Here is a 12375-nt window from a genome sequence, read left to right as displayed (position 1 = left end):
AGATAAGGATATGGTAGTTTTTAGCACTGTGGATACAGTAAAAAGGAACATGGCGGCATGAAAAAAATTGAAGCAATTGTTAAACCGTTTAAGCTAGATGATGTACGTGAAGCTTTGTCTGATGTAGGTTTCAGCGGAATGACTGTATCTGAGGTCAAAGGTTTTGGTCGGCAGAAAGGACATACAGAAATTTATCGCGGCGCTGAATATGCAGTCGATTTTCTACCCAAGGTAAAAATTGAGCTGGTATTACCGGATGACAGAGTTGAACAGGCGATTGAGGTAATTATTGCCGCTGCTCATTCCGGCAAAATCGGAGATGGTAAAATTTTTGTATTGCCGGTAGAAAGCGCTATTCGTATTCGGACCGGAGAGCGGGACGATACGGCAATTTAAAAAATAGTCCGAATAAATAGAAAACCGTCTGAGAATAGCAGTGATAACATGATTCAAGTGTGTTGCTACATTGCTTTAGTACGGTTTTCTTATCTTGAAGATATTAGCTTGGCTTTTTACCAAATTGCCACAGAGTGAACATAATAGTTGCAGCAATAAAAAATTTAAGTAAATCAAAACCGGCAAATGGCAGATAGCCTAATTGCAATGCATGATAAATACTGGTATGTAAATAAGAAGCCAGATAAAAAACACCAAAGACAAATATAATCTGATGAGCAAGTGCAAAGGCGCATAATCCGCTGAAAAAATGTCGGTCATAGCCTCTTTCAGCAGCCCAGCCGGCGATATACGCACTGAATATGAAACCGTACAGATAACCGGCAGAGGCTGATACCAATACATTTATTCCGCCATGCCCGCCCGCAAAAAAGGGCAGACCGCAGGCGCCGAGCAGCAAATATTCAAGTATGGCTAATACAGCAAGCTTTCGCCCTAAAAATGCACCGAGCAGTAAAACTGCCAGTGATTGCAGCGATAAAGGGATGGGGTGCAGAGGAATGCTTATATTGGCTGATATAGCCATTAATAATGCTGCTAATGTAGTTGCAAGTAACTGGTGCGACCACTGGGTTAACCTATAGTGCTGCAAAAGATAAGGCTGATAGGTTTGCGATAAAATTGAGGTCATGGATTGGTTATATTTAGTTGAATATCAGGGAGAAAAAAGAGGTTCGCAATTAATAAAAAGCGGCCGAAGCCGCTTGAATATAGAATTACAATACGTAACGAGCCAGATCCTCACGTTCAGCTATATCCTGTAAACGCGCATCAACGTAAGCTGCGTCAATGGTTATATCGCCGGCAGGCGCATCAAAGGAAACTTCTTCAAGTAATTTTTCCATAACTGTATGCAATCGGCGTGCTCCAATATTTTCGGTTTTTTCATTAACCTGAAAAGCGATTTCAGCAATACGGGCAATGCCGTCATCAGTAAATTGCAGATTGACATCATCAGTAGCCAGTAAAGCAGAATACTGTTCAGTCAAATTAGCATGGGTCGTTGTCAGAATGGCTTTAAAGTCATCTACACTCAGATTATCCAGCTCAACACGAATTGGAAAGCGCCCCTGTAATTCGGGGATTAGATCACTGGGTCGATTAAGATGAAATGCGCCAGATGCAATAAATAAAACATGATCAGTTTTAATCATGCCATACTTAGTCTGTACCGTTGTCCCTTCAACCAGAGGCAGTAAATCACGCTGCACACCCTGACGTGAAACATCTCCGCCATGGCGACTGCTGTCAGTAGCAATTTTATCAATTTCATCCAAAAATACGATGCCATTTTGTTCAACTGACTTAATTGCCTGTTCACGTAACTCTTCTTCGCTTACCAGTTTAGCTGCTTCTTCATCCAGCAGTAATTTCATAGCAGCGCTTACTTTCATTTTCTGAGCTTTGGTTTTACCCTGTCCCATACTGCTGAACATATCTTGCAACTGATTCGTGAAGTCTTCCATTCCCGGAGGACCCATAACAGACATGGTCGGAGAAGGATTAGCGGCAACCTCAATCTCGATTTCCTTATCGTCAAGCTCGCCTTTACGCAGCATCTGACGGAATTTCTGCCGGGTATGATTTTCCGGTTGAGCTTCCTGTGGCTCACCGGCAAAACCGACGCTGCGTGGCGGAGGCAGCAGGGCATCCAGAATACGGTTTTCTGCGGCATCCTGAGCACGGTCGCGGTTTTTAGCAATTGTCTGGTTGCGAATGTTTTTCAGGGCAATTTCAATCAAATCGCGAATAATACTGTCAACATCACGGCCTACATAGCCTACTTCAGTAAATTTGGTAGCTTCTACCTTAATAAAAGGTGCGTTGGCCAGACGGGCAAGTCTGCGGGCTATTTCAGTTTTACCTACACCAGTAGGCCCGATCATCAGAATATTTTTCGGAACGATTTCGCTTTGTAAGGGTTCGGCAACGCAACTGCGGCGATACCGGTTTCTCAGCGCTACTGCTACTGCACGTTTGGCCTGAGTCTGCCCGATAATATGATTATCTAATTCATGAACGATTTCGCTCGGGGTCATTACAGATGTACTCATCTTGTTCCAATCTTGAGATATGACCGTTTTAAAATACAGATTAAACGGCCAATAAATTTACAAGGTTTCAATAGTGTGGCTCTGATTTGTGTAAATGCAGATGTCACCGGCAATCTCGAGGGATTTTTTAACTACCTCAGCCGGTTCAAGCTCGGTATTTTCCATTAATGCACGTGCTGCCGACTGGGCAAAAGCACCACCGGAACCAATAGCTGCAATGCTTTGTTCCGGTTCGAGCACATCACCATTTCCGGTAATTACCAGTGTGTTTTTTTTATCTGCCACAATTAACATTGCTTCCAGACGGCGTAATGCGCGATCGGTACGCCATTCTTTAGCCAGCTCAATTGCAGCCAGCATCAGTTTACCCTGATGTTTTTGCAATTTACTTTCAAATAGTTCTATCAGGGTAAATGCATCGGCGGTACCACCGGCAAACCCGGCCAGCACCTGATTGTTATACAGTTTGCGCACTTTGCGTGCAGTCCCTTTAATAATGGTATTACCCAGTGTCACTTGACCATCTCCACCGATGGCGACGTTTTCACCGCGGCGAACGGAAATAATGGTTGTACCGTCGAATTGTTGCATGTCTCGTGATCCTTTGCTGACCAGCAGCCGGATAGCTGCCGGAGAAAATAACTGCATTTAAATAAGGGCAGTTATTACTGCTTTCAAGTTAAACCATGATTTATTCTGATTAATTAGAATTTGTCTGTTACTCCGACTGGCTAGTGCAGATACGAAGTAGAAAAGTTTTTTATTCATATATAAAATAAAAACGGCAACCTGAAAGGTTGCCGTTTTTCAAAATACAATCAATTATTTTTTGCGTTTGTACACTTTTTTGGTAGTAACAGTTTTGGTGGTTTTAACAGTTTTGGTTTTAGCCGGAGCTACTGCCACTGTACCATTATCTATTACGCAGTTCTGGGTAACGATTTGCGGAACAATTTTTTCCTGACCGTTAATCACCTGTTTGCTTGGCTGTAACAGACCCAGAGCACCAACTTTATCTACAGTATCGCTGTTGGCAATAGCAGTTTTCCAGGTAATGCCTTCGGGAGAAACGAAAGTATTGTAGTTAACATCACGTGCATCACGCATCATTACAGGAGAAAGTCTGCCCTGATAATTTACCTGAGCTGCCACGACGTTCTGACCTTGCAATCCGTACATTACAGTCAAACGGTTTTTGGCTGCTCCAGTACCGCATAAATAAGCTACTTCTTTACGTGCATCAATCTGTACATTCGCTGTAGTTGCAGCAGGTACGACTACCTGTGCAGAAGGTGCTTTATGATGATGTTTTGATGCACAGCCGGTAACAGCCAGCATCAACAATACAGCCGGGACAAGAACTTTTTTCATGACAACTCCTTATAAGCATTTATGAATAAATCTTCTGATAACATAAACCATCATACTTGGCTTAGGTAAAGATGCAATAGCTGTATCTTAGTCTTTTTTAGCTAATGTAGGGTAGTATTAAATAATACAGTTTAAACGTTATCGTTACTATGTTAATAGTACATGAATAAAAAATTCTTCACAACAACATGTTTCAAGTGAAATATTTGCTTTCAAGGCCAACTGTCAGTATGTGAAAGTCATTATTTCAACTGTATTTAATTTTCAATATTTAACTTTATTTCACTTGGTATCTGTACCACGCTTCTGTCATTCAGATTAAAAGCTGTCAGGCTACCCCCCCATAAAGCACCGGTATCCACACACACAACATGATCGGCCTGATATAAACCTAATGCCGACCAATGACCGAATAGAATGGTTTTATCGATATTTTGGCGGTGCGGCACCTTAAACCATGGAATATGATGCGCTGGTATATTAATGAGCGTCCCTTTATAATCAAAATCCATTGCTCCGTCATCAGTCAGTGCACGTATCCGGGTAAAGCTGTTAGTGATAAAACGCAATCTCTCATCGCCACTGAGATTATTGTTCCAACGAACAGGTTTATTTCCATACATTCGGGAAAAAAATTGTTCCGGTGTATTTTGCAATACGGTTTCCACTTCCTGAGCCAGTAGCTGTGCCTGATCGCTTGTCCATTCAGGCCATATCCCTGCATGTACCATGACATAATTGTCCTGCTGGCGATATAAGGGCTGTCGGAGTAACCAGTCAATTAATTGTTTTCTGTCGGGCGCATTCAGAATGTCACTGATTGTATCTGCACGTTTGAGTTTGCCATAACCATAATGTAGTGCAAGTAAATGTAAGTCATGATTTCCCAGAATAGTCTGCATACAGCCATCATGCTGTTTTACCAGACGCAATGTAGCCAGTGATTGCGGACCCCGGTTTACCAGATCTCCGGTAAGCCATAAGGTATCAGTACCGGGATTAAAACTCAGTTTATCCAGCAGTTTTTTAAACTCTGTCAGACATCCCTGTAAATCACCAATCACATACTGTGCCATATTCATCTCCTGAGAAATCGGGATAAACCTAATCAAACTGGTTTGTCCCGATTTGTCTGTTTACTTGTCCAGTACCAGAATGGCTTCAGCTTCTACCAGAGCACCTTTAGGTAAAGCAGAAACTTCAACAGCAGCACGAGCTGGATAAGGAGTTGTAAAGTATTGCGCCATAATCTCATTAAACGTAGCAAAATTACTCAAATCAGTCAGATAGGCATTTACTTTTACCAAATCATTCAGACTGCCTCCGGCAGCTTCTGCAACCGCCCGGAGATTTTTAAACACCTGATGTGCCTGTTCAGCAAAACCGCCATCAACGATTTGCATTGTTTCAGCTACTAACGGAATCTGACCGGAAAGATATACTGTATTGCCAGCACGTACTGCTTGTGAATAAGCACCGATAGCGGCCGGTGCTTTCTCAGTATGAATAATATTTTTTCCCATGTTTTTACTCCTTGGTATGAAAAGGGGTTATCAGTCTTTCAAAAATAAAGCCAGTAAATCATTCAGAAAAGTACGTCCGAGTGCAGTCGGACGTAAGTTTAACGGATCTGCGTCCATTAAACCTCGCTCTACGGCCTGAGTAATCGCACATTGAATGGAGGTAACAGGCAAGCCGGTACGCTCGCTAAACCATGTAGTAGGAACTCCATCAGTTAATCTCAGAGCATTCAGCATAAATTCAAAAGGTAAATCCTGTGCAGAAATTTGCCGGCGGGCAATAGCACACTGAGGTTGCTGCTGCATCGCTTGCAGATAATCTTTCGGATGCCTGCACCGGGTAGTGCGCTCAATTGCCTGAGCTCCGGATATCTTACCATGAGCGCCAGCTCCGATACCGATATAATCGCCAAATTGCCAGTAATTCAGATTATGCCGGCATTGTTGCAGAGGCTGGGCGAAGGCAGACGTTTCATAATGATGAAAACCTGCCTGTGACAGTGATGTATGTACAGCTTCTTCTATATCAGCAATATGGTCATCATCCGGTAGCTTCGGAGGAGGTGAATGGGCAAAAGGTGTATTAGGTTCCAGTGTAAGCTGATAAGCACTAATGTGCCTTACGCCAGTTGCAATAGCTGTATTAATATCATCCTTTGCCTGTGCGACAGTTTGTCCTGGTAAGGCATACATCAAATCAATATTGAGTTTAGGAAACAGGATTAAGCCTGATTCAATGGCATTCAGTGCTTCATTGCGGTTATGAATTCTTCCCAGTGCAGCCAGTTTGTCATTGGCAAAACTTTGTATTCCGATGGAAAGCCGGTTTATACCGGCTGCTGCATAGTCTGCAAAACGATCGCGTTCAAATGTGCCCGGATTGGCTTCAAGGGTAATTTCTGCTGTGGGTATCAGATTAACCCGCGCACGAATGCCGCTTAAGAGCTTTTCAAATGCAGATGCGGAAAACAGACTGGGGGTCCCTCCACCGATAAAAATTGTGTGAACAGACCTACCCCAGAAATAAGGCAGTTCAGTTTCCAGATCAGTTAATAAGGCATCAATATACTTCTGCTCATCCAGTTCTTGTTTAAGCTGATGCGAATTGAAGTCGCAATACGGACATTTGCGAACACACCATGGAATATGAATATACAGAGATAGTGGCGGTAAACTGGTCAAAGCTGGCGTAACAGAATGCGGTATTTGCAGAGAAACGGGAAACTCAGACATGAGTATTCAGGCCATACTGCTGACGCAGTTTATCCATTAAAATATTTAATGCCTGAGCACGATGACTTATCCGGTTTTTTTCTTCCTGACTCATTTGTGCTGCAGTCAGTTTCTGGTCTGGAACATAAAAATGCGGATCGTATCCAAAACCATTGCTTCCTGCAGCAGAGGATTGCCACAGCCCAGACCAATTGGCTTCTGCAATTAATGGCTGTGGATCATCAGGATGACGCACTAAAACCAGTACGCATACATACAACACACTTTTGTTATCACAATTGCGTAATTCATCATCCAGCTTGGCATTATTGGCTGTATCTGATTTAGGTTCTGTACCTGCATAACGTGCTGAATGGACACCAGGTTTACCATGCAGTGCATTGGCACAAATACCAGAATCATCGGCTAATGTCGGTAAGCCACTATAACGGCTGGCATGACGTGCTTTAGCGAGTGCATTTTCAACAAATGTGACATAAGGTTCCGGGCACTCAGGAATATTAAATTCAGACTGCGGAACAATTTCGATATTTAAAGAATTAAACAGGCGGCTAAATTCAGCCAGCTTGCCCTGATTATTACTGGCAAGAACAATTTTATTCATGGTTTACATCATTTGAGGATAACACTTGATTAATTTGCCGGTATGCACGTTCACGCAAAGTAAACGCCAGCGCAGCAAATTGCCCCAGTACACTAATGAAAGCGAGTAAACAGCAGATTATCGCAATAGTGTGCTGTTGATGTACCCAATAATAACAGCCCAGCACAATCCAGCCAATAAACATAAATGTACATGAAGCCAGAATGAGTAATAAAAGTTTGAGTTTCGTCATTCGTAAATGCTTTAAAAAGATATAAATTGGCTGGGCAGATTGGTTAATTCAGAAAGATACAGCTATTTACAATTGTTACTTACAGCCGGAATAAAATAAATCAGTTTATAAATCAATTTTAAGTAAAAAAATATGAGTTATTTATAAAATACAGATTAATATTAATTATAGTGATTTCATAAACTGAAAAATTTTATTTTTTTCCCAATGAAGTAAAATCTGTAGTTGTTTCAGATTTCTGCTGATTCTCTTGTTTCATTTTGGTTAGTTTAAAGGTCAAAGGCATTTCTCCGATGGCCATAATTGCACCTAGGATAAAAAATGTTTTACTATAAATTGTCAGTTGCTGATCTTTATTATAGAGAAAAAATCCGATACCGAGAAAGATTACAAACATAAGGCTTGTGCAGATATGCATTATAATTAATTTTTTCATTAGTCTGACATTATAAAAGGTTAAAGAAGAAATTCCAGCCAATTATATACAGAAAATCTGTTAAATGAAAACTATTGTAAATATTTAAATAATAAATATTTACAACTTATAGTTAAAAATATGCATATAAAATAAATTAATATTATTGAAAATGGATATTGAATTAATTTAAGTTTCGATTAATTTTAATTATTTTAATGGTAAATGGCGTTAGTATTATTAAGCCGAAAGCAGCAATAACAAAGCAGGTGATACTGTACCATAATGGAAAGCGTATATCCGCAAAGAATATTGTACCGATAACTAAAGCTCCAATTACGGTCATTGAAAGAACACAATAACTAACAATTAATTTTTTCATATTTGACACTTCAGAATTTTTTATTTTCTATCTTTAGAATCTGTTTATCTGTCTAATAGACAAGAAAACCGGTTTTATAATAAACAGATTGAACAGTAAAAAAGATTGTATAAAAATAATTTTATTTTTAAAAGATATAAATATTAAATCGTTAGTATGTAATTTAAAAAAGTATTTGATAAGTAATTTAATCGAATCCTGAAAACAGCATAAAACAAAAATCCGGTGCCAGTTAAGTTAATCTTAAAGTAATTAATTAGCTCTGATTAGAAATCAAACAATCCATTTAATCCAAATTGATTCTAATTATTTAATTAGGCGACCTGAAATAAAAGTCTGAGTAGTTGTTTGGTTTAAAAAAGCCTGCATAAGCAGGCTGTTAAAGTTAGCGTAATTGCTGATCCAGTTGCTGAAGCCATTTTGTGGCATCTTTTCCGGTATATATTGTGCCATCTTCATTGGCCAGAGTGACACGTGTTCCGCCATCCTTGAGAGGTATTGCCAGTACCATCAGACGAGGTTGCTGTTTTGGCTGTTGCTGTTGTTCAGCTTTTTTGCTGCGTCCGAACATACGTCCGAATAATCCTGGTTTTTTATTAGAAACAGAAGAGGCTTCTGCAGCAGCTACTTCAACCAGATAAGCATATTGACTCTGGTTTTCGCCAATTACATTTAGACCAACACGATCCAAAGCCAGTGCAACACGACGCCAATTACGTTCCTGAGGTCCAAGCAGGTAAATACTATTGCCATCAATTTTGGCTAGATTGTATTCATTCGGGTTTTGTTTTTGGGCAGCTATCTGTTGCTGTACCTGTTTGGCGTCTGCACCAAGATATTGCATAAAGCGCGCAAGAAATGCTGCTTCCAGCTCAGGCTCATTTGGTCTTGGCTGCCATGCAGTGCTGTCACCATCTTTGCTGGTATAGACTTCTTTCATACCTTTCTGGCTGAAGAATACATCTGTACCGCCTTTGCTATTACGTTCCAGACGGATAGTAAACATATCCCGCTCGCCGCTGGAGTAAACACCACCCAGACCTACTTTTTCGAATATACCGCGAATCACATCAGATGGCAGTTTGGCACGGTTTTCCGCCCAGTTGGTTTGCATCAGACCAATGGATGGTTCTTCACGCTCGATGGTAAAGCCCTGTTCCTGCCAGAATGCTCTGAGCAGCGGCCATAATTCAGCAGCTTGCTTGTTATCGATAGTCAGCCAGCGAATACTGCCATCACGTTGTAAATGAATATTCGGTACCTGAGTCAGTACCTGTGCATTCGCATTATTCTGAGTTTTGCCTGCTTTCTTGTTCATGTCACTGGCACGTACAGCCCCATTAATCAGTGTACTGCCAGGTGCACTAAAGCGGTTCCCCTGATTCGGATCAGTCAAATCAGGAGGTACATCCAGCTGAACAATTTTTTTATTGTCAGACTGATAATCCAGTTTAGGCAGGTTATCTTTTTTGCTGGCACAGGCGGCAAGACTGGCTGCCAGCAGGGTTAGTGCAACGGTTTTACTTATATTCATATCGGCCACTTTCAGTGTGCATTACAATGACAATGTAGGCTTGTGTTTAAATTAATTCGGCTTCCTGCATGGCGGCTAACACGACAGCCTGTCCGGCAGGAGTTAATTCAGTAATAGGCAGTCGGCAAACCGGATTGATTTTACCCAGTTTAGACAGTGCCCATTTCGTTGGTGCAGGGCTTGGTTCACAGAAAAGATCACCATGCAGACGCTGTAATTTATCATTTAAAGCGCGTGCACCGGTAATATCTCCGCGCAAAGCTGCATGACACATATCTGCAAACAATTTCGGAGCAACGTTAGCAGTAACGCTGATCACACCATGACCACCGCACAGTAAAAATGCCAGGGCAGTAGGATCATCACCGGAATAAACTGCAAAATTTTCAGGTACGTGCTTAAACAGATAACATGCACGGCCAATGTTGCCAGTGGCTTCTTTAATACCAACAATATTGTCAATTTCTGCCAGACGTAAGGCTGTGTCCGGTTGCATATCGGCAACAGTGCGACCCGGGACATTATACAAAATCATGGGGATACTGGTTGCTTCGGCAATAGTTTTAAAGTGGCGGTAGATACCTTCCTGATTCGGTTTATTGTAGTAGGGTACTACAGACAAAGTCATATCTGCACCAGCCTGCTGAGCCTCCTGAGCCAGATAAATTGCTTCATGAGTATTGTTGGCGCCAGTACCGGCAATTACTTTCACACGTCCGGCTACATGTTCTACAGCAGTTTTGATGACATTCAAATGCTCATCCACGCTGAGTGTGGCTGATTCACCGGTTGTTCCCACGGCGACAATGGCATCGGTTCCGGACTCGATATGCCAGTCAATAAGCTGTTTGTATTGTTCATAATCAATACTGCCATCTTCATGCATAGGCGTTACGATGGCAACCAGGCTGCCTGTCAACATAATTCTACCCTTTACAGGTGAGCTAAAAATGTGATGATTGTAGCGTATTTTTTGCTTACATGGAAAACTGCCGGTATTCGAACCACTTTTGATAAAAGTAGTTTGCTTGTGTTAAAGATTCTATTCCTCAATAGTTTGCTCTGGATTAAACAGTGCCGTATCGCTTAAAATACGCTGCTTTATATACATTTCACACATGCATAAAGCAAATAAGGAAGGATGACATGGCCGATAATTCCTCTGTTCGTAAGCAGAATGAACACTCTGATTTGGTCTATGGTCTGGAGGAAAAACCTCCTGTTTTAAATGGTTTGCTCAGTGCATTAACCCATTTACTCGCTCTTTTTGTTCCTATGGTGGCGCCGGCTCTTGTGGTGGGCGGTGCGCTGAAACTGCCGGCTGACATGACTGCTTATCTGGTCTCAATGTCTATGGTAGCTTCAGGTGTAGGTACTTATATTCAGGTACACCGCTTTGGTGTTATTGGTTCGGGGCTGTTATCAATTCAATCAGTTAATTTTTCATTTGTCACTGTCATGATTGCGCTGGGGCTGGGCATGAAAGAAAGCGGGATGAATGAAAATACTATGATTTCAACTTTACTGGGCGTCTCATTCGTGGGCGCCTTTTTAGTAATCGGGGCATCATGGCTGTTACCTTTTCTGAAAAAAATCATCACACCTACTGTAAGCGGAGTTGTGGTATTGATGATAGGCCTGAGCCTTATTCATGTCGGTATTACTGACTTTGGCGGTGGTCTTACTGCAAAAGCAAATCATACTTTCGGTTCATGGTCTAATCTGGCTCTGTCTACATTTGTACTGTTTACTGTATTGTTATTTAACTGTTTTAAAAATGCATGGTGGCGTATGGCCGGCATTGCAGTAGGTTTAATATCAGGTTATGTAATTGCAATTTTTATGGGCATTGTAGATTTTTCCAATCTGCACGATTTACCCTTAATTACAATACCAATTCCATTTAAATACGGCTTTGCTTTTGACTGGCATGCCTTTATGGTGGCCGGTACCATTTATCTTTTAAGTGTATTTGAAGCAGTAGGTGATTTAACTGCTACCGCCATGATTTCTAATCAACCGGTAGATGGTCCGTTGTACACAAACCGTTTACGCGGCGGGGTAATGGCTGATGGTCTGGTATCCGTAATTGCTACAGCACTGGGTTCATTGCCGTTAACCACTTTTGCCCAGAATAATGGCGTAATTCAGATGACGGGAGTTGCTTCCCGGTATGTCGGTAAATATATTGCTGCTATTCTGATTATACTTGGCTTATTTCCATGGGTTGGTGCTATTTTTACCACTATTCCCAGTCCGGTTTTAGGCGGCGCAATGGTGGTTATGTTCGGTTTGATTGTCACTGCCGGAATCAGAATTATTATTACTGCCGGTATTCGACGCCGTGAAGCAGTTATTTGTGCTACATCACTGGGGCTTGGTTTGGGTGTGGCTTTTGAACCGGAAGTATTTGCTCAGTTACCAATATTGTTTCAAAATCCGATTTGTATGGGCGGAATTGTAGCGATTATTCTAAATATAGTGTTGCCACATGATAAAAGTGAACCGGCTGTTTATTTAAGTGACGACATTCCACATTAATTAATATCTGAAAAAAGGCTGCCGAAAATATTG

At 41.4% G+C, this 12375-nt stretch carries 14 protein-coding genes; 2 read left to right on the top strand and 12 right to left on the bottom strand.

The window, feature by feature from the left end; translation table 11 throughout:
• The first annotated feature begins 57 nt into the window (after positions 1-57).
• Positions 58-396, top strand: a complete 339-nt coding sequence (locus H3U73_RS05320; protein ID WP_078475291.1) for a P-II family nitrogen regulator — start codon at positions 58-60, stop codon at positions 394-396.
• 103 nt (positions 397-499) lie between these two features.
• Here the strand turns inward: H3U73_RS05320 and H3U73_RS05315 are convergent, their stop codons facing one another.
• The 12 genes from H3U73_RS05315 to dapA all read right to left on the bottom strand — a co-directional run bounded on the left by H3U73_RS05315 (position 500) and on the right by dapA (position 10723).
• A complete protein-coding gene (locus tag H3U73_RS05315; protein WP_078475290.1) occupies positions 500-1087 on the bottom strand; it encodes a biotin transporter BioY in 588 nt (195 codons plus the stop codon).
• Positions 1088-1172: 85 nt separating this feature from the next.
• Complete coding sequence (hslU, locus tag H3U73_RS05310) at positions 1173-2510, bottom strand: ATP-dependent protease ATPase subunit HslU (RefSeq protein ID WP_078475289.1); 1338 nt, start codon at positions 2508-2510, stop codon at positions 1173-1175.
• 57 nt (positions 2511-2567) lie between these two features.
• On the bottom strand, positions 2568-3101 hold the full coding sequence (hslV, locus tag H3U73_RS05305; RefSeq protein ID WP_025330443.1) for an ATP-dependent protease subunit HslV: 534 nt from the start codon (positions 3099-3101) through the stop codon (positions 2568-2570).
• A 231-nt stretch (positions 3102-3332) separates the two neighbouring features.
• Positions 3333-3881, bottom strand: a complete 549-nt coding sequence (locus H3U73_RS05300) for a hypothetical protein (RefSeq protein WP_078475288.1) — start codon at positions 3879-3881, stop codon at positions 3333-3335.
• A gap of 257 nt (positions 3882-4138) precedes the next feature.
• Positions 4139-4957 (bottom strand): symmetrical bis(5'-nucleosyl)-tetraphosphatase, encoded by an 819-nt coding sequence (locus tag H3U73_RS05295; protein ID WP_084551628.1) that lies wholly within the window; start codon positions 4955-4957, stop codon positions 4139-4141.
• 60 nt (positions 4958-5017) lie between these two features.
• On the bottom strand, positions 5018-5404 hold the full coding sequence (locus H3U73_RS05290; RefSeq protein ID WP_025330446.1) for a RidA family protein: 387 nt from the start codon (positions 5402-5404) through the stop codon (positions 5018-5020).
• Positions 5405-5434: 30 nt separating this feature from the next.
• Entirely contained in the window at positions 5435-6634 is a 1200-nt protein-coding gene (gene hemW / locus H3U73_RS05285; RefSeq protein WP_084551627.1) for a radical SAM family heme chaperone HemW, read from the bottom strand.
• On the bottom strand, positions 6627-7238 hold the full coding sequence (gene rdgB, locus H3U73_RS05280; protein WP_084551626.1) for an RdgB/HAM1 family non-canonical purine NTP pyrophosphatase: 612 nt from the start codon (positions 7236-7238) through the stop codon (positions 6627-6629). The genes hemW and rdgB overlap by 8 nt, the downstream gene beginning before the upstream one ends.
• Positions 7231-7470: an NGO_0222 family membrane protein gene (locus tag H3U73_RS05275; protein ID WP_084551625.1), complete on the bottom strand. Its 240-nt coding sequence runs from the start codon at positions 7468-7470 to the stop codon at positions 7231-7233. Before H3U73_RS05275 ends, rdgB begins: the two co-directional genes overlap by 8 nt.
• Before the next feature lie 193 nt (positions 7471-7663).
• Complete coding sequence (locus H3U73_RS05270) at positions 7664-7906, bottom strand: hypothetical protein (protein ID WP_025330450.1); 243 nt, start codon at positions 7904-7906, stop codon at positions 7664-7666.
• Positions 7907-8652: 746 nt separating this feature from the next.
• A complete protein-coding gene (bamC, locus tag H3U73_RS05265) occupies positions 8653-9801 on the bottom strand; it encodes an outer membrane protein assembly factor BamC (protein WP_078475284.1) in 1149 nt (382 codons plus the stop codon).
• Positions 9802-9847: 46 nt separating this feature from the next.
• Positions 9848-10723 (bottom strand): 4-hydroxy-tetrahydrodipicolinate synthase, encoded by an 876-nt coding sequence (gene dapA, locus H3U73_RS05260; protein WP_025330452.1) that lies wholly within the window; start codon positions 10721-10723, stop codon positions 9848-9850.
• A gap of 224 nt (positions 10724-10947) precedes the next feature.
• On the opposite strand from dapA, the gene H3U73_RS05255 reads away from it, so the two are divergent.
• The gene (locus H3U73_RS05255) at positions 10948-12342 is read left to right on the top strand and encodes a nucleobase:cation symporter-2 family protein (protein ID WP_084551624.1); all 1395 of its coding nucleotides are present in this window, start codon (positions 10948-10950) and stop codon (positions 12340-12342) included.
• The last annotated feature ends 33 nt before the right edge of the window (positions 12343-12375 follow it).

Origin of the sequence: Snodgrassella sp. W8124 (assembly GCF_016100875.1) — a bacterium.
In the GTDB taxonomy this organism is placed as follows: Bacteria; Pseudomonadota; Gammaproteobacteria; order Burkholderiales; family Neisseriaceae; genus Snodgrassella; species Snodgrassella alvi.
This window is presented reverse-complemented; position numbering and strand designations above follow the sequence as displayed.